This window comes from Companilactobacillus farciminis KCTC 3681 = DSM 20184 (assembly GCF_002706745.1).
Lineage (GTDB): Bacteria > Bacillota > Bacilli > Lactobacillales > Lactobacillaceae > Companilactobacillus > Companilactobacillus farciminis.
Genome location: NZ_CP017702.1, coordinates 2,181,725 through 2,202,525, shown reverse-complemented (window position 1 = coordinate 2,202,525; position 20,801 = coordinate 2,181,725). Strand labels below are relative to the sequence as shown.

Here is a 20,801-nt window from a genome sequence, read left to right as displayed (position 1 = left end):
TTGAAAAAACAAAAGTTTATTAAACTTTTCTTATTAGCTTTACTAATTATCCCAATTATTTCCGCATGTAGTTCCCAGACAGCTCCATACAACAGTAAGGAAAAGTTGGGTCCCCAAATTAATTACACGATTACTGGTATTGATGCTGGTGCTGGTGTGATGGCGTCAACTCAAAACGCCTTGTCTGATTACAAGTTGGCTGATAGTAACTGGCAATTACAACCCAGTTCAACTTCAGCTATGACTAGTACTTTGGACAAAGCTTACAAGAACAAGCAACCAATCGTAGTGACTGGTTGGCAACCACACTGGATGTTCACGAAGTACAATATGAAATTCTTGAAAGATCCAAAGAATTCTTTTGGTAAAGCTGAACATATCAGTACTATCGTTCGTAAAGGTTTGAAGAAGGATTCACCTGAAGCTTATACAATTTTGGACCGTTTCCACTGGACACCTTCACAAATGTCTGACGTTATGTTGAAGGTCAACGATGGGATGGATCCTAAAAAAGCTGCTAAACAGTGGATCAAGAAAAACCCTAAGGTTGTTTCAAAATGGACTAAAGGTGTTAAAAAAGTTCATGGCAAGTCAATCAAGCTAACTTATGTGGCTTGGGATTCTGAAATTGCTTCAACTAACGTAATTGCTGAAGTATTAAGAGAACAAGGCTACAAAGTAACTATCCAATCAATGGAAATGCAACCAGTCTGGGCCTCAGTTGCCACAAAGGCTGCCGATGCTACTGTCAGTGCTTGGTTACCTAAGACATCTGCTAAATTCTACTCTGACTATAAAGGTAGATTTGAAGATTTAGGTGCCAACTTGAATGGTGCCAAAGTTGGATTAGCTGTGCCAACTTACATGAAAAACATCAATTCTATTGAAGATTTAAAAACAAAATAATAAAAGTTAAAAAATGGAAGAAATTCCATTTTTTTTTGCGCTCAAAATCGTTTTTATATATTAATGGAATATTTAATTAATTTGTTATTCCTTAAATCATATGAAATAATATTTAGAAACAAGACAAACCATCTACTTATTATAGAATTCAATGACATGGCATAATGGAGGGTATATAATTATATTAATTATAATATGAAATTTTTATATAGGGGCGATGACGTGGATATACAGACGTTTATTGATAAAAGAAAAAAATTAGGTCTCTCCCAAAAAGAATTAAGTAACGGCATCTGTACTCAAGCTACATTGAGCAAATTTGAGAATAATGGTAAAATTCCTTCTTTGAAGATTTTGATTCAGTTATGCAATCGTTTAGATCTATCTTTAGATAGTATTATTGGTGTGAGTGATAATAAGAGCCAACAAGTTATCAAACGAATGAATAAGGCTGAATTTAATTTGATAATTCAAGAGTATGAAGAATCTTGGGAAATTATTAAATCGATTGATTCAAAAGATTTGGCTGATGATCGTGATGCCTTGATGCAATATTATTACCTCAAGGGTTACTTAAATGTTTTGGACAATGGAGATTTGTTTGATGCGGTCTTTGATTTCAACCGAATCCTTTCAGAACTAGATAGTCACGGCGAAACTATCTTTACTTTCTTGTCGTTTGTCGGCATGGGAATGGTTTATGCCAAACAAGGAGACGATCAAAAGAGCGAATATTACTTTAGCAAAGTATTTAGCAATATTTATACGATGTCGATCGATGATGTAACTAAGATTTGGCGTTATATTAATATTATTTTCTACTGTGCAATTTATTATTCAGAAAGCAACGATTTGGAAACAGCCAATGCACTTTTGAAATACGGTGTAAAAGTTTGTGCGGAAAATCATGTAACTTACTATATTGCTAGGATTTATGCACAGTTGGCAATGAATGAGAGTCGTGTCAATGGCAACAATAAAAAAGTACGTAACTTTATGAACAAAGCTTTAGTCTTTTCAGAATTTAATCAGAATGAAAAAGAAATAGCTTTGATCAAACGCTGGGTTGCCAGCAATAAATTATAATTCTTATTAAAGAAGACCCCACAAGATTATTGTGGGGCCTTCTTTTTTGTTATGATAGACAATAAATATAGTTAGGAGAGAGATTATGAATATCAGCCGCAAGCAAGTTATTAAATACGGGATAGTAGTCGTGATATTGCTATTTTTATTAGTCTATCCAGCACAAATTTATAAAATAGCCTTAAACTTATTCGGTGTGATTTTGCCATTAGTTTTGGGAGCTGTTTTGGCTTATGCACTCAATATTTTGTGCGTCCGGATAGAGAAACATTTCTTTCCTAATACTAAAATCAAATGGATACAAAAGACACGGCGACTGTGGGTGATTTTATTATCGCTCTTGATAGTTGTTTTAGTTATGGCTGGAGTATTTAGACTGGTCTTGCCCCAGTTCATCAGTGCTTTGACTAATTTCTTCAAGTCGATTCCGTCAATCTTTACCGATTTAGCTGGCTTTGCTGAAAAGCTCAATAAGAATTCAGTGATTTCGGATCAGTTGGAATCAGTCAATGTTGATTGGACTAGCGTTCAAACTAAAGTTATGAAATTTCTGACTAGTGGCGTTGGTGGGGTCTTTGGTTCCTCAATTAAACTAGTTACGGGATTTGCCAAAGGATTGTTCAATTTCATTTTGGCTTTTACTTTTGCTATTTATATATTGGCCTCGAAAGAAAAATTAGCTGCCCAAATAAAAAAAGCTGGTCGTGCTTTTATCAAGCCAGCTCATTTGAAGAAGACAGATTATGTTTTGTCAGTAACTAATAAAATGTTCAGTAGTTTCATCGTTGGACAAGTTACTGAAGCAATTATTTTAGGGACGTTGTGTTCCTTAGGTATGGTTTTGTTCAAATTCCCTTATGCGCTACCAGTTGGAGCTTTTGTCGGCGTGACGTCCTTGATTCCAATCTTAGGTGCTTGGATGGGTGGAGCTGTCGGTTTCTTGTTGATTGCCGTGGAGTCGCCAATTGATGCGATTTTGTTCATCGTCTTCATCTTAGTATTGCAACAATTAGAGAGCAATTTAATCTATCCAAAAGTTGTCGGTACTTCGATAGGCCTACCAGGTATCTGGGTATTGGGTGCTATCACGATTGGTGGCGGTCTCGGAGGAATTGTCGGAATGCTATTGGGAGTTCCTGTGGCAGCCACGATTTATCAATTAGTAAAAAATGAAGCTGACCGTCGTTTAAGTAAAACGAATTTATAAAAATGAGGTGCAATAATTGTGTGGGATAGTTATTTTGGCTTCGTAATCACTTTCGTAGCTGTTTTTACGTTAGTTCCTTATTTGACATCATTATTAACATCATGGCTGGGACATCTTTCTAAAATTACCTTGGTCAATAATTTAGGCAACAATAGTCAATTAGTCGTTGGTGGTCTGGGTGTGATAATCCATGAGTTAGGACATGCCATCTTTGCTTATTTATTTGGTCATCAAGTTACTAAAGTACAATTGTTAAACTTGAATTATCGTCAATCGGGCTCTTTAGGCTCAGTTGATCATCGTTACAATGACCGCAATGTGTATCAATTGTTAGGAAATTTCTTTATCGGTTTAGCACCGTATTATACGTGTTCATTGGCTTTATACTTTTTGCAAAAATTCCTGTTGAAAGCTCAATTCAGTGTGACTTCTTTAGTTCAAGGATTGGACATTAATACGACTTTGTCATTTCAGATGATTTTTGAATCAGTTTTGGACAATTTGAAGTCCAGTTTTGCTAATGCTTCTTGGGCAATGGTAGCCTTGTACATTTTGTTGACGATTATGATTGCTAGTACCGGCTATGATTTGAGCAGAAACGACTTCATGACGGTGAATAAAGGGATTTTGCCTTGGGTAGTCGTTTTGATAGTCTTTGGTTCGATTTTTTATTGGTTCAATATCAGAACGGCTATCATTAGCGGCTCAGTTTACTTCATTTCATTTTCAATTCTATTTATGATCCATGCGATTATTAGTATTGTGATTGCTATGTTAGTTATTAAAATACTAGGAATGTTTAATTAAATAAAAATAGGGCGTTACTGGAGAGTTACCTCTAGTAATGCCCTATTTTGCTTTTTTAGATGTTTTTGTAATTTTCAGCTTTAAGGTTAGTGATAGTTAACATTACTAACAAACTGATGATGTAAAGTGTTGAGATGAAGACCATTACGGTCATGATATTGTAATTATCTAGAATGAAACCAATGGCTAAACTTGAGAAACCACCGATGCAGCGACCAACGTTCATGATGACGTTATTGGCAGTAGCTCTAACCTCAGTTGGATAAAGGCGACTAACGATGGCACCGTAACCGGCAAACATCCCGTTAGAGAAGTAACCAACGACCGCACCGACAAGAATCAATGACCAGACATTACTTGGTAGAGTTAAAACATAAACGCCAATAGCCGAAGCAGCTAAGAAAATTCCGAAGGCTAGACGTGGTCCTAAGTTGTCCAAGATCCAACCGAAAGTTAACATTCCGGCACACATACCGAGGATTGTTGCAATCATCCAAGTTGAAGCACCGACAGTTAAGTTCATTTGTTTTTGCATGATAGTTGGTAGCCAGTTCATCAAGCCAAAGTAGCCGGCAATTTGAACGATAGCCATAATCATTAAAGCAATGGTTTGATAAGCAATCTTAGGTGTAGCAAAGAGTTGCTTGACGTTACCATGTTTTTCTTTGGAGGAATTAGTGAAAGCAGTACTTTCTTTCAAATGTCTTCTGATGAAGAAGGTAATGACAACGGGGATGACACCGAATAAGAAGAGTGCATGCCAACCCAATGTAGGTAGGATCAAAGCTGCTAGTAGTGAAGCAAAGATAGCTCCGATTTGACCAGCCATGCCGACCCACGATGAAACGCGACCTAATTTTTCCTTTGAGAAGCTTTCGGCCAGAACAGTCATACCGATTCCGTATTCACCACCGGCACCGATACCAGCGATGAAACGACAAATATAAATTGCAGTAAGATTATGAGCAAAGAACATTGCTGCTGTCGCAAAAGCGAAGATAAAGATTGTATGACTGAAAGTTTTGATACGACCGATTTTATCGGCTAAAATTCCAAAAAAAATACCACCTAATAACATACCAATGTTAGTGATTGTTGAAATCAATCCTGCTTGCGTGCCGCTAAGATGCAATTCAGCGATGATGGATGAAAGAGCAAAGGACAAGAACATTACGTCCATGTTTTCCAATCCAAATCCTGAAGCTGTCGAAGCAACTACTTTAGCTTGGTAGTTATCGAGCTGGTTCTGTTTTGATACTATTTTCATTTTATTCCCTCCAAAATTGATGCTCACTGACATCATTTATTTTGCTTGAATGTATAATAGCACAAGGTATTTTTTTAAACAACTATCGTTTAAGCAGTTTGGTAGACATTTAGGCAGTAAAAAAGCTAGCTGATAAGCTTTTATCAACTAGCTAATTTTTTAGTCTGTAAATGATTGATTCAATTTATTCAATTCGCTGCCATTGAACTTGATGTCATCCAATTGGTCAGCTTTTTCGTGTAAAGCTTTAGTGATTTTGTCATTCAAAAGATCGACATCGCTTTGAGAAGTATTGCTTGGGAACATGCCAACAATCAAGTAATCGATTGGAGTTCTGTCATTTCCCCAAGCTACAGGGTCTTTGAACGTCAAAGTCATAGTGTGAGCTCGACTCTTCTTATCGCTAGTAACGAACATGAAGACAGCACGGTCCTCGATAAAATTGTCATCTTGAGCAGCACTAGCAAAAATACTACTTTGAATGTTTTGTTCATCAACGTTGAACTCTTCAGCGGTCTTTGAAGCAGCTAGTTTCAAAGCACTCATTTCATTGTTGTCTTTTAATTCGATGTTTGCGGTTGTGTGGTTCTTTCTGAAAATTTTGAACATAATTGTTATCTCCCTTGCATAGTTATTTTACAAGTATCGACATGTCTAACTCTTTACAACCATTATGTTATCTTATCGAACCCGTTTCATAGCAAGGGAAAAAACTAAATTATTTGAATTTTTTTACTGCGCCTGGAATATCATCAACGTGGTCGACAATTAATTCGGCACCTGATTCCTTTAATTCTTGATGATCACCGAAGCCATAAGTGATACCTAAAGTGTGAACGTCATTTTGAACGCCACCTTGCATATCAGTCATGCGGTCGCCAATCATAATAGAATCATCAGCAGCAGATTTACTTTCGTCGAGACCATATTTGAGAATGGCTGGTTTTGTATTACGAGTGAGTCCGTCTTCTGATTGACCATAAAAACCTTCAAAGTAGTCGTCCAAACCTAAATGTGGGATAAGAATTTTTAGCATAGATTCGGTTTTGACCGATGAAATATAGAGGTTGTAACCAGCATCTTTTAATTGTTGCAACATGTCTTTCATACCAGGGTATAGTTCTAGTTGATAAACACCCTTGGTATTGTAGTAGCTTTGAAAAGACTTAACTGCCTCTTGATAACGTGTTTTAGGGAAGTCAGGATAAAATTTTTCAAGACTGTCGATTAAACTTGGTCCAATGAACTTCTTGTAAGTATCGACACCGAGGTGTTCCATTTGCAAGTCGTTGACCATATATTCTAGAGCATTAACGATACCCTCTTGGGTATTAGCAATCGTACCATCAAAATCAAAAAACAAATTCTTCATAAATTTTTCTCCTCAATGATTAATATTATTTAATTATAATACAAAATAGCTATTGTTCCGCAATAGGTTGGTGACGGGCGATTAAAATTCCGGATAAAACGAGTAAGACTGAAACTAAAACGAGAATTTCTAAAACTAAGCTCCAAGAACGTAAAGCATTTTCTAAATATCCGAATAAAACTGGACCGATAGCACCTAGTAAGTAGCCGGCGGACTGAGCCATTCCCGATACTTCAGCAGTTTGATAGTGATTAGTAGTTTTCTCAGTAAAGAAGATGACCGCCATGTTGAAAGCAATCCCAGAACCAAAACCAGTCACGACAGTTACAATGCTTAGAAAAATCAGATTGCCAGTGGAGAATAAGTATCCGAGTGGGGCAATAGCGTAACCGATTGTTAGCATGATCAATAAATGTTTGAAACCGTGTTTTTTAGTTGAGAAATAAGGAACGATGAAAGAACAAGGTAGACCACTCAACTGTAAGACGGTCAACAAATTACTAGCTAAGATGGCACTGACACCGTGACTTTCTAGCATTGACGGCAACCACGTAACGAATGAATAATAGACCAGTGATTGAAAACCAAAAAAGGCCGTGATTAGCCAGCCAAGTGATTGATTCCAGACACTACGATAATTGACATGTTTAGTACTAGCGGTGTCACGTTGGTTGTAGCGTAAATTAGGAACCCAGAAGATTAAGGCGATAATAGCCATAACCGATAAAATCATCAAGGTAACTTGCAGACTGACTTTGGTAATCAAAATACCCGATAGAGCCGTTCCAATCGCACCAATCAATAACATCGACATCGTATATAGACTAGTACCCAAAGGAATTTGATTAGGTAAGTGGTCTTTGATCATTGCTGGGACCAAGACGTTACCACTGTCGATACCCACTCCGACTAGGAAAGTCCCAAACATCAGAGCTCCAATCGTAGGGATGACACGTAAATAACTACCGATAATTAACAGTATAAAAAACAAGAAAACCGTCAATTCATTACCGAATTTTTTGGCAACTTTGACGATGATTGGTGAAAGTAGGGCAAAGGTAACTAATGGAATTGACGTGATGAGTCCGGCTAAAGACTTTGGAATTCCCAAGTTCTTTTCAATCGTGCTGAGTAGTGGTGGAATCATGGTAATTGGCAATCTTAAGTTAGCTGCAATCAACATCATGCTAAATAAGAACCACGATTTATTGATTTTTGTGGATGCTTTCATAGTTTCTCCCCAAGTGTTTGATATTAATTTAATTTTAAACCTAATAAAAGATTGTGCCAAATAGGACTTTTGTTATGAACTAGAAACAATCAAGTGGCTACTATTTAGTCCGGAATGGCAAAGCAAATTGGCTCAAATGTGAAATTTCTCTTGGCAATTTATTGCCTAGTGAAAGGTCGAGCTTGAAGACTTTGCCCGGTTTTGGTCTTAGCAAAGGCTCCAAGTCGTGCCCACATTGTTCCAGCCAAACTTGCTTTGCCATGGAGGACGGAATCAAATAAAAACCCCATCAAAATGAATTAATCACTTTGATGAGGTAGATAAAATCTTATTTAGACCATTTGGTGAAGAAGTTCTCAGTAAACTCGATAAACTTGGTTCGGGAAACTTTGAAATCATTATCTTCTAAGTATTCAACTAATCCAATCAAACCACCAACAATGAAACTGATCATTAATTCGGGTGCATCTGATTCGGTAATCATTTTGATTAGAGGATCTTTTTGACTATTAGGATCTTTACTTTTAGTTTTGACAATATCCTGGAGAATGCTTCTAAACTCAGGGTAGAGATTAGCTTTTGTTTGATATTGTGGTGAAATATGGTGGATAAAATTGCTATTCTTTTCCATGAAGTCAGCGATTTGATAAACAATTGTCTTCGCGTTGGAAGTGTTGTTGATCAAGTCATCCAATAGGTAAGAAAAGACTGAATGTAGCAATTCATATTTATCACTAAAGTAGCGGTAGAAGGTACTATGGTTAATTAGAGCCTCGTCACAAATATCACCAACAGTGATTTTTTCGAATGGTTTCTTTTGAAGTAGGGAAATTATCGCTGTGATAATCGATTTTTCTGTTCGTTGTGTTACTTGTGACATTTTTGTTCCTCCTAGAACACTTTTACATTTTCATAACGAGTCATCAATGAATTGAAATCATAATCTTTGATGTCTTGAATGTTTTTAGAACCATTAAAGAAAGCAGTTAAACTGGCAGCTAGCATTAAATTAAGTGGTTGATCATCAATATTTCTAACGCCAATGACAGGGATGTTGTGAGCTGCTGCATAGCCACATTCCCAAACAGTTCCAGAGTCTGGTTCAAACTCGTTTTCTTCTATTTTATAGTCTAACATTGCAACGACTACATCTGAAACATTAATATTGTTTACATCATGTTTGAAGACAGCTGTTTGCCATTCGAATGAGCCAAATTCAGCAGCATCGTAGGCATGCTTACCGGGACGGAAAACGTCACCAATAGTAGGATTTTGTTCCAAAAGAGCTTGAACGTCATCTAGACGTTTGACTTGTTGATCACTGAAAAATGGGCCTGCTAAGTAAACACGATTCTTTTTTTCCATGGTTTTAGTAATAACTCCTTTATGTTTATACTTTAATTATACTGAAATGTTCGGAGAATGCTCGTGAAATCGTTTTTAAAAGAGATATTAATTCCTTAATAATCTGCAAAATCCTAAAATAATAATTGCTCAAATTGTCAAAAAAGCCTTTTCATCTGATTCATAAGATGATATAACTTTTCTAGGGCATGGAGGTATATGCTTATGAATAAAAAATTACCAAAGACCAACAATGACAAGAAAAAAGTCGGTTGGTTAGCCGCATTCGGGATTATTTTAGCGGTACTTCTTTTAATTTTTTAGGATTAAACGTGCTTATAGATGGGAAAAAATGTAGTATTCTTAATATATAGAAGAATCAGACTGAGACTAAAATTTAGTCTCAGTTTTTTGATGGGAGATGAATTTGGATGCGAGCGTACCAAATAGAGAATATTCTTTATGCTGGTGTAGTTGGGGATGCATTGGGAGTCCCAGTCGAATTTGAAAAGAGAGATTCATATTATATCGACTCAATGACTACGGGTACTTGGGAACAACCTGCTGGAAGCTGGTCAGATGATACATCTTTTACCTTGCCTTTAATTGAGAATTTAATGACAAATAAAAGTTATGATGACTTGATGCAAAAGTTCGTTAATTACATGTTCCACAATGAATATACGCCTAATGGTGTAGCATTTGGAATTGGTAATACTTGTGCCAAGGCCTTGCGTAATTGGTCAGTTAATCATTATCCAGCCTTAGAATGTGGTGATCCAAGTGTTGAGGCTAATGGGAATGGAGCTTTGATGAGATTAGCGCCTTTGGCAATTCATTTGGCAAACGAAAAGGACATCAGCAAACGTCTCGATTTAGAACGTGAGTACACTAGCTTGACGCACCGTCATCCTAGAAGTATTGTTGCTAGTTATATTTATTTAGAAATTATTCATGATTTATTAAATGGTTGTTCTTTAAGATCCAGTTTAGACAATTTGCCAAACAGACTAACACAAGCCTTGCAAGGGCGCTTTGATGAGTTGAAGGAGCTTTCTTATTTTGAAGCAATGTTTCAACCAGACTTTGCAACAACTTTGAGAAAAGAAATTAAATCTAGTGGTTATGTCGTAGATACGTTGTTAGCTAGTACGTGGAGTGTTTTAAACTCTACAAGTATTGACGGAGCAGTTATTTTAGCAGTTAATTTGGGTGAGGATACTGATACGATTGCCAGTATTACTGCTACATTAGCTAGTTGCGAAAATTTGAGTGATCATATCAATGATGATTGGAAGAGCCAGTTACAAAACAAGCCACTGTTAGATAAATTTATTAAACCATTTGCTAAAAAAGAAGCGTCAGAAAAATAAAACTCGTTAGACTTCAATGTGAGGTCTAACGAGTTTTTTTACTTTTCAGGTTGAATCAATGAATTATCGGAATTTCCAAACCATTTCTTATTGATCTGTTGTAATTCGCCAGTGTTGGCTAAGTTTTGTAAACCTTGATCAATCTTTTTCTTCAAAGTTTTGTCACCTTTTCGCATCCCAGCAGCGAAATCTTCACCATCGAAGCCACCACGGGTAATACGGTATGAATCAGGATTCTTTTCTTTACTAATGTAATAACCAGCGTAGACACTATCAATCAAAAGTCCTTGGATTCGGTTAGCATCTAGATCCATTAAGGCATTGTTAAAGGAATCATAGAGGACGGGCGTTTTATCCTTGATGTAATTTTTTAACATTGCAGGGTGTTCGTCCAACAGACTGGCACCAGAAGAACTCGTTTGAGCTCCAAGAGTTTTGCCTTTCATACCTTTGAAAGAAGTGATGTTTTGGTCGGTTTTAGTAACGAGAACTTGACGATTAGCCATGTAAGGACGTGAGAACATCAATTGTTTTTCACGAGCAGGCGTAATCGTATAACCGTTCCAGATCAAATCAATTGTACGGTTTCTTAATTCGGTTTCCTTCATATTCCAGTCGATTGGTTGAAAATCGGCTTTGATGCCGTATTGTTTGAAAACAGCTTTGGCTAGGTCGATATCGTATCCAACTAAGTTGCCATCTTTTTGACGAAAGCCCATGGGAACGAAGGTATCGTCCAAACCGATAATGACACGACCTCTTTTTTTGATTGATGACCAAGTATCAGCTGTGTTGGCTTGTTGAGCTACTGACTTCTTATTGTCGCTACAACCAGCTAATAAACCAAAGAAGGCTAAGAAGGTCATGAATAGTAATATTTTTTTCTTCATAATTTAATCCCCCTATGATTAATTGTTCAGTGGTTTTACTTCTAGTAATTGATCGGCAATCTTTTTGGCAAAATCAGGATCGTGGGTGATAACGATTTGAGTGATACCAGTTTTTTTCAAGTCCAAAATAACTTGAGCTACGGTGTCACGAAGACTGGGGTCCAATGCTGAAGTTGGTTCGTCATAACAGAGGATTTGAGGTTTCATGGCTAAAGCACGGGCGATAGCGACACGTTGTTTTTGACCACCAGATAGTTCGAAAGGATATTGGTTTTTGAGACTAGTTAAGCCTAATTGATCTAAAAGTTCATTAACGTTTTTTTCAACAGTTTGTTTGTCTTGTTTTAAAACCATTTGAGGAGCCAAAGCAACGTTTTCCATAACGGATAGATGAGGGAAGAGATTGAAATCTTGGAAGACGACGCCGACGACACGTTCTTTGACTGATTCGTCGAAAGGATCAAATGGTTTGTCGTTGAGAATAAAACTACCAGAATCGATTTTTTCTAGTCCAGCGATACAACGCAAGAGAGTAGTTTTACCAGCACCACTAGGTCCAACGATGCTTAAAATTGAATTGTCTTTAACTTCAAGGTTTAAATTATTTAAGATGGTCTTGCCATCAAAGCTTTTAGTAATATTATTTAATTTCAACATATTTTCTCTCTCCTAACGGTAATAACTGAAACGTTTTTCTAGAACTTTTAGTACCCAAGTACAAATTAATGTTAATAGTAAGTAAATGATACCAACTAAGACTAATGGAAGTAGGGTAACATCACGTGAACTGGCGATATTTCCGGCACGAAGCAAGTCGCCTAAACCAATTACGTAAACTAAAGATGAATCCTTAACTAAGTTGATGACTTCGTTACCAATTGAAGGTAAGACGATTTTGACAACTTGTGGAATGATGATTTTTCGAATCGTTTGCCAATAACTAAGCCCAAGAACTTTAGCACCTTCGAATTGCCCCTTGCTGACGGTTGAAAAACCACCACGGAAGATTTCGGCAAAGTAAGCAGTGTAGTTAAGAATAAAAGCAAACAATGCGGCGTCGTATCTTTCAAAAACGATATGTGCAAATGGCATGTTAGGTAAGCCGTAGAAAACGAAAATTAATTGCAGTAGTAAAGGAGTTCCTCGCATGACCCAGATGTAAAAGGAAATGATCCAACTGAGTGGTTTAAATTTGGAGCTGCGTCCTAGTGATACCAAAACTCCTAATGGTAATGAACAAACAAGTGTCCAGAAGAAAACTTTCAAAGTCATTACCGTACCACTTAGTAGTGACGGTAAAATTTCAAAAATGTAATTCATCATAATATCTCTCCCCTTTTTCAAATATAAAAAAACGCCCACTAGCATATAGCTAGAGGACGTCTTGACGTGGTTCCACCTCGAGTTCGTTAGTATCTCACAACACTAACCTCAAGAAGTTATTGTAAAAAAATACCCTCCTAGTCAAAAGACTAAGAGGGCGAATATTCGCGGTTCCACCTCTGGTTCCTAATACCTCACGATATTAGGCTCACGAAGTTACAATAACTTCAGCTTTAACGGTGCTACCGAAATGACCTACTTGATTCAATCATTCAACTTACAGATGTGTTTCGCCAAGGACTAGATCAACTCGCACCAACGTTGATTCTCTGGACTAGTTAACTCAGTTACTCTTCTGTCGTCGTTTTTTATATTTGTTTGAAATGTTGCAACTATCGTACGGCCTAGAATAAATAATGTCAAGGTTTATTTATCAAAAAATATTTTTGATGTTAATACATCGCCGTTTATTCGTTGTTTTTAGTCTATAAAAATTGACATATAATGTTATTTATAATATATTGTTACTGAAATGATATTATACGGCGTATAGTATTGAGAAATGAGGAGATAATATGGCAATTCAAGTTTCGACTGAGATCCTTGAAGGTTCAGTTTTAGCTCTGTTAACTACGCAAGATTACTACGGTTATGCGATTACTCGTGAGATAAAGAAGAGTTTTCCCATTTCAGAATCAACGATGTATCCCATTCTCCGTCGTTTGAAAAAAGAAGAGTGGTTGAGTACATACGATGAGGCTTACGAAGGTAGAAATCGTCGCTATTATCAAATAACAGATTTAGGCAGAGAACATTTGGAACAGATCAAAGTCAACTGGCAGGAATTAAAGGCAGCCACAGACGCTATCTTGGAGGGGAAAAATGAAGAATAAGGCAATAGATTCGTATATTGATGAATTTAGGATTTATTTGCACCAATTGGATGAAAAAGAACAAGCTGATGTTATTGAATTTTATCGTGAGTATATGATCGATGCTGATTTGCAAAGTTCGGACAAAATAATTAATGAGCTAGGTACACCCAAACATTTAGCTCGAAAGGTCTTAGCAGATTATTCAATTAAGATGTCTGAAGAAAATTATCAAAATATTAATAATGGGCAAATCACTAGCAATGAACGCGCTTCACGTAATTTGAAAATGATAGGATTAGTTATTTTGGCTTTAATGGCTTCTCCAGTAGCGATTATGATTGCTATTGTTTTAATTCCTCTGATTTTGACTTTCTTTGGAATGATTGTTTTTATGATCCTACTATTCCTATTCTTGGTAGCAATGTCGGTCGTTGGCGGTATTGGAGCTATCTTTATCGGTCTATCAGTCATTTTCCAATCATTTTGGACGACTATTTTCTATGTTGGAATTGGTTTATTGATCTTGGGAGTAGATTTTTTCTTGATTCCTATCGTTATAGCGCTAGTTAAGTGGTGCTTTAGCGTAGTAGTTATCTTCTTCCGTTGGTTAGGTAAAAAGTTACTTTATGGACGTAAAACACCGATGAAAGGGGATAAGACTAATGCGTAAGTATTTCGTAACAGGTTTTTATTTATTAATAATTGGTGGAATTCTTCTACTAGGTGGTGTTTTGATGGGAGCCAATCGTTCCGTTGTTTGGGATCATGGCTTCAAAGTGGCACAAAGCGTTGATGAAACCTATCCATTATCTGATTTTAAAAATGTCTATGTTGAAGGTCGAGACACAAATGTTAATTTTAAATTGGGTGACCGTTATAAAATCCATGTCGATGGCGATAAGTCACAGATGCCAAGTTACAAAGTGAGAAATGATACTTTGACTATTACTGGTAAAAAGAAAAATAAGCACGTTGGTGTTGATGTATTAGGACGTGCTAAAGTAACTATCACGATCCCAATGGATAAGACCCTTGATAATGTCAGTCTACGATTAGCCAATAGTGCTATATATATTAATGACGTAACGATAGAACATCTCGTTAAAACCGCAAAAGATATGGATTATGATGCACAACTTTATATCAAAAACGCAACGATAAATAATTTAGACAAGATCAATTTGTATGATGCTAATTTTGAAGTGGAAAATTCAAAAATAAGTAATATGACCCTAGTTGCCAATCAATATTCTGACGTTATTATAAAGAATTCAACGTTAGTTAAAACTAGTGTCAATCTAAATGAATCTGCTTTGAAAGTGAAACAATCTAATTTGGATACAATGAATTCTTTATCAAATCACGGTCGTATTACGATGGATAAAGTGGTTTTTATGAATAAAAATGATTTCCGTATTTTTAGTGACGGACACTTTACTGGTAGTGACATCACATCAGATGGTTCAGATTTAACTACAGCAGATGGTGTAGTTAGAGTTATGGATAAGGATTATGGTCATGAGTATCAAAATAAAGTCGATGCAAGTAACTTGTTGACTGTCAAAGCAACCAAAGGCTCAATTACAATCAAGTAAATTAGTAGCTATTAATTATCTTTGTTATAATGGCGTTATTGTAATTGTGAGGGATATAGATGAATAATAATCGAATATCTGCCTTGGAGATCAGACGTGAAGCCCACAGAGCTTTTCGAAAAGATATTAAAGGGAATATTTCTCTTAATGTCATTCCGATTCTTTTGAGATTTTTGGCAGTGTACTTTGGAACTAAAATTTACACAACGTGGATGGCTAATTTAAATGTTAATTTAGCTGATCCATCTCAAGCTAGTCAACGACTATCAGAAATTTCTGCTAGCATGGCAAATGATCCTAGTTCAGCTAGTGATTTCATGCTGACGTTAACTCCTGAAACTAGTGTTGCTGTCTACGCCTTTATGTTTTTCTTTATTATGATTTGTGTCGGCGTTTCATACACTTTGATTGATAAATTACGTAACCCTGATTATCAAGTCAATGCTTTAAAAGGTAGTCTACAAGCTTTCTCTGGTCGTTATTTCTTTCCACTTTTGTTTATAACGGCGTTATTCGGACTATTTTTAGAAGCTGGATTAATGTTATACATTATTCCAGGTATTTGGTTCTTGATGATTTTTTCACAGGCCTTTTTCATTTTTAAAGATGATGTGGCTGATCAAAATAAATGGACTTTACGAATGGCCTTTTCTAGTTTTAGTCGTAGTTCAGTCTTGATGCGTGGCTATAAGTGGGCTTACTTCTCACTATGTCTTGAATTTTTCTTCTGGGAAATCTTGAATGCTTTAACGCATGAACTATTATCAATTTGGCTTCAACCATATGAACAATTGACGATGGCTATCTTCTATCAAAAGGTGTTAGAAAATAATCGCAAAAAATAAAAGAATCTTCAGTGTGATCACAATCACATTGAAGATTCTTTTTTTAACGTGTTTCCACGAAGATATAATCGATGGCCTTAGCACCAATTGTTAAGTTTGAACCATCTGCTTTTTTAACGACTAATGAATTGTCGAATTTTTCATGTTTGACAACTTCGATCGTATCGTCAATTTCTAGATTTAAACTGCCGAAGTATTGAAGGAAGTCATAGTTATCAGATACACGGACAATTTGAACCTTAGTTCCATCGGGAATCATGCTGAGCAATTTATCGTCAGCGTCAGTTTCACCTTGACCGTTACCGGGGATAATACCACCATGTGGGCAACGTTGAGGATGATCAAGAAAGTCATTCAAATGATCGATCAAGTCATCATCGGAAGCGTGTTCCAAAGCATCAGCGTTGTGGTGAACGTTATCGACGGGATATTTGAGACATTGATTAAGAAATACTTCCCAAAGTCTATGTGTGCGAACTAGCTTTTCAGAAACCTTGTTTCCCTTAGGTGTTAAAACAATTTTGTTGTATGGAGAATGTGTTAGGTAGCCTTCACTTGCTAGGGCATTCAACATTTCAGTAACAGATGGAGCGGACACATTCATGATCTCTGAAATACGTTTGTTAGTGATCTTTGTGAAGTCATAATTCAATTCATAAATGGTTTTTAAATAGTTTTCTTTGTTAGGGGACAATTTTACAACCTTTCGTTTAGCCTAATAATATTCTTAGCCCTTTTATTATAGCGCATATCGTTCAACTTTGATATTGGATAATGTTAAAATGATTACGTGATTGAGAAATTGAGAAGGGGAAGATTTATATGAGTGAACCAAAGCGCCATTTCGATTGGTTTGGTTTTATCATTGGTTTGATTTCTTTGTATGCGGGTTATTTAGTTTTGTGGTATCCGCTCAAAAGTTTATCGACCATTGCCGGAATTTTTGGCTTTTTTGTAATTTTACGAGGGGTGTACCAATTGTGGTTTGGCTCTCAAATGACACGCTTTTTGGGTGTTAGAAGTGGCTGGACGATTTTTTCAGCTATTGTGAATATTATTATAGGCATTATTTTTATTGCCCACATTAATGTAGGTGTTATCGCAATCATTTATATGTTTTCAATTTGGTTTTTGCTCGATGCGGCATTCCAAATTTTTACCGCTCGTTTTTACCATTTCTTCGGTAAAAAGTACTATTGGTTGATCGTGATTTTGGCAGGCTTAAACCTCTTGTTTGCGATTATTCTATTGTTCAATCCAGTTTTGGCTGGGGGCTTCATTGTTTTCCTATTAGCCTTTTTCTTCTTTACCACGGGAGTAGCTGAAATTATTGAAGCATTTTAATTAAAAGCATTCTCTACAGTATCTAAGTTTGCTAAAATGTAGAGAGTGTTAATGCCGTCTTAGCTCAGATAGGTAGAGCATCACCATGGTAAGGTGGGGGTCGTCGGTTCAAATCCGATAGACGGCTGATTGATAGCAGTTGTGCGCTTGTCGTACAGCTGTTTTTTTGTTCTTAAAAAAATACTAATAATCATTCATTAAACATATAGTTTTAAAAACTATGTTACATAGTTTACAGAATTAAAATTAATGGTATTATTAATCGGTGACTTAAATACGATAAGTCACTATTTAATTTTGAGGGGGTAGACTATGTATCAAATTTTAACGGATTCGGAATGCGACCTACCTTTAGCGACTCTAAAGGATAGCAATGTTGATGCAATCTGCTTCCATACAAAAATTGGTGCTGAAGATATCTACAATGATTTTGGACAAAGTTATGATATCGAAGAATTTTACCAGAAAATTCAAAAAGGAATCATGCCGACTACCACACAAGTCAATATTGGCGAATATTTGGAATTTTTCAAACCATACGTAGAAAAGAAAATGCCAATCGTCTATATTGGATTCTCTGGTGGTTTGAGTGGTTCCCTTGCTAGTGCTAAACAAGCTCGAGATATTTTGTTAGAATCCTTCCCAGAAGCAACGATTGAGATTGTTGACACGGCTGCTGCAAGTGGTGGTCAGGGACTACTAGTTTTGCAAGCAATCAGATTACAAAAGGCTGGTAAGAGTTTGCAGGAACTAATAATGTGGTTCACTGATAATAAATTACGGCTTCAACAATGGTTTACCGTCGATAATTTAAATTATTTGTATCATGGTGGCAGAATTTCTCATACTTCAGCCGCTTTAGGTACGTTGTTAAAAGTTAAACCAATTTTAGAAGTTGATACTAACGGGAAGCTTCGTGTAGTTGAAAAGACACGAACACGTAAGAAATCACTTTTAGACTTGGCTAATAAAATAACTCCGGCTATCCAAAATGATATTGATCAACCAATTATTATTACGACTAGTGGTGATTATGACGCTGCTAAAGTCGTTAAAGATAAGATTCAAGAGTCGATTCCTGAAGCTGATATTCAGATTTATCCTATCGGCATGACTATTTCAAGTCATACAGGGTTTGGTTGCGTGGCAGTCTTTGCCATGGGCTCTGATAATCGACAATAATTTTTCCTCCCCACGACTATTTATAAAATAATGCGAAAAAGTCCAATTTTTAGGAATTGGGCTTTTTATATATCAAAAATTATTTAAAAGGGAACTATCGAAGTTTTTCTAAAAGGGGTATGAGTACTGTTAAATCAACGTTCTATTCAGTGCTTTCGTAATAAATAAGTTATAGGATTATAATATAATATTAATTTGACAATATTTTGGAGTAGCGTAATAATTTTCATAAATAAAATTATTACCTGATTTATTACCACTAGATAATAATTATTCTAAATTGATGAGGGAGATTTAGTTAATTATGTTAATGAAAAAGGGAAAAGAATGGGCTTTATCTTGTGTAGCTGTAAGTGCAGCAGTTTTGATGGGAATGTCAACAACAACCCAAGCTGATGCGGCAACTACTGTCAATAATGGTTTCACTAATAGTACTTCTGTAAGCGATAACTCAAATGCATCGCAAACAACAAATACTACGAATGCTGATGCGACAACTCAAGGTTCAGCACAATCAACAAGTAATACAGCAACAACACAAAGTTCATCACAAAATCAAACAGCCGTTACTCAATCCGTAAATGATGATGTTCAAAATGGTGGAAGCGTTAGTGATGACTTTAGTAATGAGAACAGTAACCAACTAGGCTACGCATCAAACTTCCATATTTTTGCCAATGAAGCAACTTTGAATGCTCATACTAATGGTAATGTTGCAGTAGGTAATCTACATGGTAACGTTAATTTCGGTACCAATGTTCATGAAGGTACTTTAGAGAAGGATATTTCATATATCCAAAGTCATGACAAGATGGCTAATAGCTCTTTTGTTTCTAGCACTGATAGCCGTTCAAATAAAGTTATTTTTGGAGAAGAAGATACAATAGATGTCTCCAATCCTAATAGAACGTTAGTAAATAATGATTACATTGATCATTTGACTAAGGATGAAACATATCAAGATAAGAATGGTAATACATATATTGATTTTGGTTCACAATTCTCACAATTAGAGAGTAAATCAAATACACTTTCAAACATGGAACCAACCGTATCAGTTCAAACTAGTGATTTTCCAGATCAAAATAAGCGTGTTATCAATTTGGAAGATTATAATCCTAACGCAAACAATCAAATTATTATTAATTTGGATGCCGACGTTCTAAATAGTAATACTCCGATTTATATTGCCGGCTTATCTGCTGATAAAGGTGGAACAAGTGTAATTATCAATGTTGATACTAAAGGTCAAAATCCATATAGTGTTAATTCGCCGGTCAAATTAACCTTTAATGATGGTGAAGGTGCTAACGCCAATCAAAAGGATCGTCCTAATCAAGAAACAGAGTATTTTGACGACAATCACTTGTTATGGAACTTCTATGACAGTACTGCTAGTGATAACTTATACACTGGAACTGTTAGTTTTGATGCTGCATTCCAAGGTAGTGTTTTAGCACCTAAGGCAACCATGGTCGTTAACCACAATCTTGATGGTAATATTGTAGCTGATAAAGTAATCGTCAATGGTGAAACTCACAGATGGGACCTTCAAGATGATAATGCTACAGAAACTGAATTCGAAAGACCTGTAACAATTCCTGGCGAACTTCCTGATGGATTACCAGATGAAGGAGACGGCGACGAAAACGACGGTGGCAATATCAAGAACCCTGATGAAGAAGAAGAGGAAGAAGATATTGACCCTGATACTGGTGATTTAATCGAAGTCGATGGTGGTTCTGAAGGCCAAAAGCCTGGTACTGACGATAACGACGACGAAGATACTGATGACAAAGATACTGATGATAATGAAGAAAACGGTGGTTCTGAAGAGGAAAATAACGAGTCAAACGAATCTGAAGAAGAAAATGAAGCCGGTGAGGAAGATGCTGATGGTGGTTTAATTGACAGCGATGGCAATGTTATCACTAACGGCGGTTCAGAAGGAAGTTCCGAAGGCGTATTGCCTAACGTAACTGGTAATAATAGTACTAGTTCACAAGGTTCACAATCCGGATCATTGCCACAAACTGGTGAAACAACTGGAATTCTTGCAACAATCTTAGGTGTAATTTTGGCAGCCTTTGGTGCAATTTTGAAGTTTACAAGAATTAAAAAAGAAGATTAAATTTAGACAAAAATAAAGCCTCC

General features: G+C 36.3%; 23 protein-coding genes, 1 tRNA gene and 1 other annotated feature. Of the genes, 13 read left to right on the top strand and 11 right to left on the bottom strand.

The features are described 5' to 3' along the window. The 4 genes from LF20184_RS10940 to LF20184_RS10925 all read left to right on the top strand — a co-directional run bounded on the left by LF20184_RS10940 (position 1) and on the right by LF20184_RS10925 (position 4,006). A complete protein-coding gene (locus LF20184_RS10940; RefSeq protein WP_010018399.1) occupies positions 1-906 on the top strand; it encodes a glycine betaine ABC transporter substrate-binding protein in 906 nt (301 codons plus the stop codon). A 195-nt stretch (positions 907-1,101) separates the two neighbouring features. Then, a complete protein-coding gene (locus tag LF20184_RS10935; RefSeq protein ID WP_082607437.1) occupies positions 1,102-1,992 on the top strand; it encodes a helix-turn-helix domain-containing protein in 891 nt (296 codons plus the stop codon). Positions 1,993-2,077: 85 nt separating this feature from the next. Next, a complete protein-coding gene (locus tag LF20184_RS10930; RefSeq protein WP_010018401.1) occupies positions 2,078-3,199 on the top strand; it encodes an AI-2E family transporter in 1,122 nt (373 codons plus the stop codon). An 18-nt stretch (positions 3,200-3,217) separates the two neighbouring features. Then, positions 3,218-4,006, top strand: a complete 789-nt coding sequence (locus LF20184_RS10925; protein ID WP_010018402.1) for a membrane protein — start codon at positions 3,218-3,220, stop codon at positions 4,004-4,006. A 55-nt stretch (positions 4,007-4,061) separates the two neighbouring features. Here the strand turns inward: LF20184_RS10925 and LF20184_RS10920 are convergent, their stop codons facing one another. The 7 genes from LF20184_RS10920 to LF20184_RS10895 form a co-directional block, all read right to left on the bottom strand. After that, positions 4,062-5,273, bottom strand: coding sequence for an MFS transporter (locus LF20184_RS10920; protein ID WP_010018404.1), 1,212 nt, complete (start codon positions 5,271-5,273; stop codon positions 4,062-4,064). Positions 5,274-5,432: 159 nt separating this feature from the next. Further along, positions 5,433-5,882 (bottom strand): hypothetical protein, encoded by a 450-nt coding sequence (locus tag LF20184_RS10915; RefSeq protein ID WP_010018405.1) that lies wholly within the window; start codon positions 5,880-5,882, stop codon positions 5,433-5,435. A gap of 109 nt (positions 5,883-5,991) precedes the next feature. Continuing rightward, positions 5,992-6,645, bottom strand: coding sequence for an HAD hydrolase-like protein (locus tag LF20184_RS10910; protein ID WP_010018406.1), 654 nt, complete (start codon positions 6,643-6,645; stop codon positions 5,992-5,994). A gap of 49 nt (positions 6,646-6,694) precedes the next feature. After that, positions 6,695-7,876: a CynX/NimT family MFS transporter gene (locus LF20184_RS10905; RefSeq protein ID WP_010018407.1), complete on the bottom strand. Its 1,182-nt coding sequence runs from the start codon at positions 7,874-7,876 to the stop codon at positions 6,695-6,697. Positions 7,877-7,976: 100 nt separating this feature from the next. Further along, positions 7,977-8,138, bottom strand: coding sequence for a hypothetical protein (locus LF20184_RS12785; RefSeq protein ID WP_010018408.1), 162 nt, complete (start codon positions 8,136-8,138; stop codon positions 7,977-7,979). 66 nt (positions 8,139-8,204) lie between these two features. Then, complete coding sequence (locus LF20184_RS10900; RefSeq protein WP_010018410.1) at positions 8,205-8,756, bottom strand: TetR/AcrR family transcriptional regulator; 552 nt, start codon at positions 8,754-8,756, stop codon at positions 8,205-8,207. Between the two features lie 11 nt (positions 8,757-8,767). After that, entirely contained in the window at positions 8,768-9,241 is a 474-nt protein-coding gene (locus tag LF20184_RS10895) for a nucleoside 2-deoxyribosyltransferase (RefSeq protein ID WP_010018412.1), read from the bottom strand. 410 nt (positions 9,242-9,651) lie between these two features. On the opposite strand from LF20184_RS10895, the gene LF20184_RS10890 reads away from it, so the two are divergent. Further along, the gene (locus LF20184_RS10890; protein ID WP_010018414.1) at positions 9,652-10,593 is read left to right on the top strand and encodes an ADP-ribosylglycohydrolase family protein; all 942 of its coding nucleotides are present in this window, start codon (positions 9,652-9,654) and stop codon (positions 10,591-10,593) included. A 38-nt stretch (positions 10,594-10,631) separates the two neighbouring features. Here the strand turns inward: LF20184_RS10890 and LF20184_RS10885 are convergent, their stop codons facing one another. The 3 genes from LF20184_RS10885 to LF20184_RS10875 are packed head-to-tail and all read right to left on the bottom strand — an operon-like array spanning position 10,632 to position 12,806. Beyond that, the gene (locus tag LF20184_RS10885; protein ID WP_010018415.1) at positions 10,632-11,483 is read right to left on the bottom strand and encodes an amino acid ABC transporter substrate-binding protein; all 852 of its coding nucleotides are present in this window, start codon (positions 11,481-11,483) and stop codon (positions 10,632-10,634) included. 18 nt (positions 11,484-11,501) lie between these two features. Continuing rightward, positions 11,502-12,140, bottom strand: coding sequence for an amino acid ABC transporter ATP-binding protein (locus LF20184_RS10880; RefSeq protein WP_010018416.1), 639 nt, complete (start codon positions 12,138-12,140; stop codon positions 11,502-11,504). Positions 12,141-12,152: 12 nt separating this feature from the next. Further along, on the bottom strand, positions 12,153-12,806 hold the full coding sequence (locus LF20184_RS10875) for an amino acid ABC transporter permease (protein WP_035181739.1): 654 nt from the start codon (positions 12,804-12,806) through the stop codon (positions 12,153-12,155). Positions 12,807-12,956: 150 nt separating this feature from the next. After that, positions 12,957-13,177, bottom strand: a binding site (T-box leader). A gap of 204 nt (positions 13,178-13,381) precedes the next feature. On the opposite strand from LF20184_RS10875, the gene LF20184_RS10870 reads away from it, so the two are divergent. The 4 genes from LF20184_RS10870 to LF20184_RS10855 are packed head-to-tail and all read left to right on the top strand — an operon-like array spanning position 13,382 to position 16,121. After that, positions 13,382-13,699: a PadR family transcriptional regulator gene (locus tag LF20184_RS10870; RefSeq protein ID WP_010018419.1), complete on the top strand. Its 318-nt coding sequence runs from the start codon at positions 13,382-13,384 to the stop codon at positions 13,697-13,699. Further along, entirely contained in the window at positions 13,689-14,351 is a 663-nt protein-coding gene (locus LF20184_RS10865; protein WP_010018420.1) for a DUF1700 domain-containing protein, read from the top strand. Before LF20184_RS10870 ends, LF20184_RS10865 begins: the two co-directional genes overlap by 11 nt. Continuing rightward, positions 14,344-15,276 carry a DUF4097 family beta strand repeat-containing protein gene (locus tag LF20184_RS10860; protein WP_010018422.1) on the top strand — a complete coding sequence of 311 codons (933 nt, stop codon included), beginning with the start codon at positions 14,344-14,346 and terminating at the stop codon, positions 15,274-15,276. Before LF20184_RS10865 ends, LF20184_RS10860 begins: the two co-directional genes overlap by 8 nt. Positions 15,277-15,335: 59 nt before the next feature. Continuing rightward, a complete protein-coding gene (locus LF20184_RS10855) occupies positions 15,336-16,121 on the top strand; it encodes a DUF975 family protein (RefSeq protein ID WP_010018423.1) in 786 nt (261 codons plus the stop codon). Between the two features lie 43 nt (positions 16,122-16,164). Here the strand turns inward: LF20184_RS10855 and LF20184_RS10850 are convergent, their stop codons facing one another. Continuing rightward, positions 16,165-16,815 (bottom strand): metal-dependent transcriptional regulator, encoded by a 651-nt coding sequence (locus LF20184_RS10850; RefSeq protein WP_010018424.1) that lies wholly within the window; start codon positions 16,813-16,815, stop codon positions 16,165-16,167. 128 nt (positions 16,816-16,943) lie between these two features. On the opposite strand from LF20184_RS10850, the gene LF20184_RS10845 reads away from it, so the two are divergent. The 4 genes from LF20184_RS10845 to LF20184_RS10830 all read left to right on the top strand — a co-directional run bounded on the left by LF20184_RS10845 (position 16,944) and on the right by LF20184_RS10830 (position 20,778). Next, positions 16,944-17,465: a DUF308 domain-containing protein gene (locus tag LF20184_RS10845; protein ID WP_010018425.1), complete on the top strand. Its 522-nt coding sequence runs from the start codon at positions 16,944-16,946 to the stop codon at positions 17,463-17,465. Positions 17,466-17,518: 53 nt separating this feature from the next. After that, a tRNA-Thr gene (locus LF20184_RS10840) sits at positions 17,519-17,592 on the top strand. A gap of 185 nt (positions 17,593-17,777) precedes the next feature. Continuing rightward, positions 17,778-18,647: a DegV family protein gene (locus tag LF20184_RS10835; protein ID WP_010018426.1), complete on the top strand. Its 870-nt coding sequence runs from the start codon at positions 17,778-17,780 to the stop codon at positions 18,645-18,647. A gap of 310 nt (positions 18,648-18,957) precedes the next feature. Then, positions 18,958-20,778, top strand: a complete 1,821-nt coding sequence (locus LF20184_RS10830; protein ID WP_198403322.1) for a collagen-binding domain-containing protein — start codon at positions 18,958-18,960, stop codon at positions 20,776-20,778. Positions 20,779-20,801 lie beyond the last annotated feature (23 nt).

Coding starts and splice junctions, on each gene's coding strand:
- LF20184_RS10935 (WP_082607437.1), top strand. CDS start 1,102: ATGAAATTTTTATATAGGGGCGATGACGTGGATATACAGACGTTTATT.
- LF20184_RS10930 (WP_010018401.1), top strand. CDS start 2,078: ATGAATATCAGCCGCAAGCAAGTTATTAAATACGGGATAGTAGTCGTG.
- LF20184_RS10920 (WP_010018404.1), bottom strand. CDS start 5,273: ATGAAAATAGTATCAAAACAGAACCAGCTCGATAACTACCAAGCTAAA.
- LF20184_RS10915 (WP_010018405.1), bottom strand. CDS start 5,882: ATGTTCAAAATTTTCAGAAAGAACCACACAACCGCAAACATCGAATTA.
- LF20184_RS10910 (WP_010018406.1), bottom strand. CDS start 6,645: ATGAAGAATTTGTTTTTTGATTTTGATGGTACGATTGCTAATACCCAA.
- LF20184_RS10905 (WP_010018407.1), bottom strand. CDS start 7,876: ATGAAAGCATCCACAAAAATCAATAAATCGTGGTTCTTATTTAGCATG.
- LF20184_RS12785 (WP_010018408.1), bottom strand. CDS start 8,138: ATGGCAAAGCAAGTTTGGCTGGAACAATGTGGGCACGACTTGGAGCCT.
- LF20184_RS10900 (WP_010018410.1), bottom strand. CDS start 8,756: ATGTCACAAGTAACACAACGAACAGAAAAATCGATTATCACAGCGATA.
- LF20184_RS10895 (WP_010018412.1), bottom strand. CDS start 9,241: ATGGAAAAAAAGAATCGTGTTTACTTAGCAGGCCCATTTTTCAGTGAT.
- LF20184_RS10890 (WP_010018414.1), top strand. CDS start 9,652: ATGCGAGCGTACCAAATAGAGAATATTCTTTATGCTGGTGTAGTTGGG.
- LF20184_RS10885 (WP_010018415.1), bottom strand. CDS start 11,483: ATGAAGAAAAAAATATTACTATTCATGACCTTCTTAGCCTTCTTTGGT.
- LF20184_RS10880 (WP_010018416.1), bottom strand. CDS start 12,140: ATGTTGAAATTAAATAATATTACTAAAAGCTTTGATGGCAAGACCATC.
- LF20184_RS10875 (WP_035181739.1), bottom strand. CDS start 12,806: ATGATGAATTACATTTTTGAAATTTTACCGTCACTACTAAGTGGTACG.
- LF20184_RS10870 (WP_010018419.1), top strand. CDS start 13,382: ATGGCAATTCAAGTTTCGACTGAGATCCTTGAAGGTTCAGTTTTAGCT.
- LF20184_RS10865 (WP_010018420.1), top strand. CDS start 13,689: ATGAAGAATAAGGCAATAGATTCGTATATTGATGAATTTAGGATTTAT.
- LF20184_RS10860 (WP_010018422.1), top strand. CDS start 14,344: ATGCGTAAGTATTTCGTAACAGGTTTTTATTTATTAATAATTGGTGGA.
- LF20184_RS10855 (WP_010018423.1), top strand. CDS start 15,336: ATGAATAATAATCGAATATCTGCCTTGGAGATCAGACGTGAAGCCCAC.
- LF20184_RS10845 (WP_010018425.1), top strand. CDS start 16,944: ATGAGTGAACCAAAGCGCCATTTCGATTGGTTTGGTTTTATCATTGGT.
- LF20184_RS10835 (WP_010018426.1), top strand. CDS start 17,778: ATGTATCAAATTTTAACGGATTCGGAATGCGACCTACCTTTAGCGACT.
- LF20184_RS10830 (WP_198403322.1), top strand. CDS start 18,958: ATGAAAAAGGGAAAAGAATGGGCTTTATCTTGTGTAGCTGTAAGTGCA.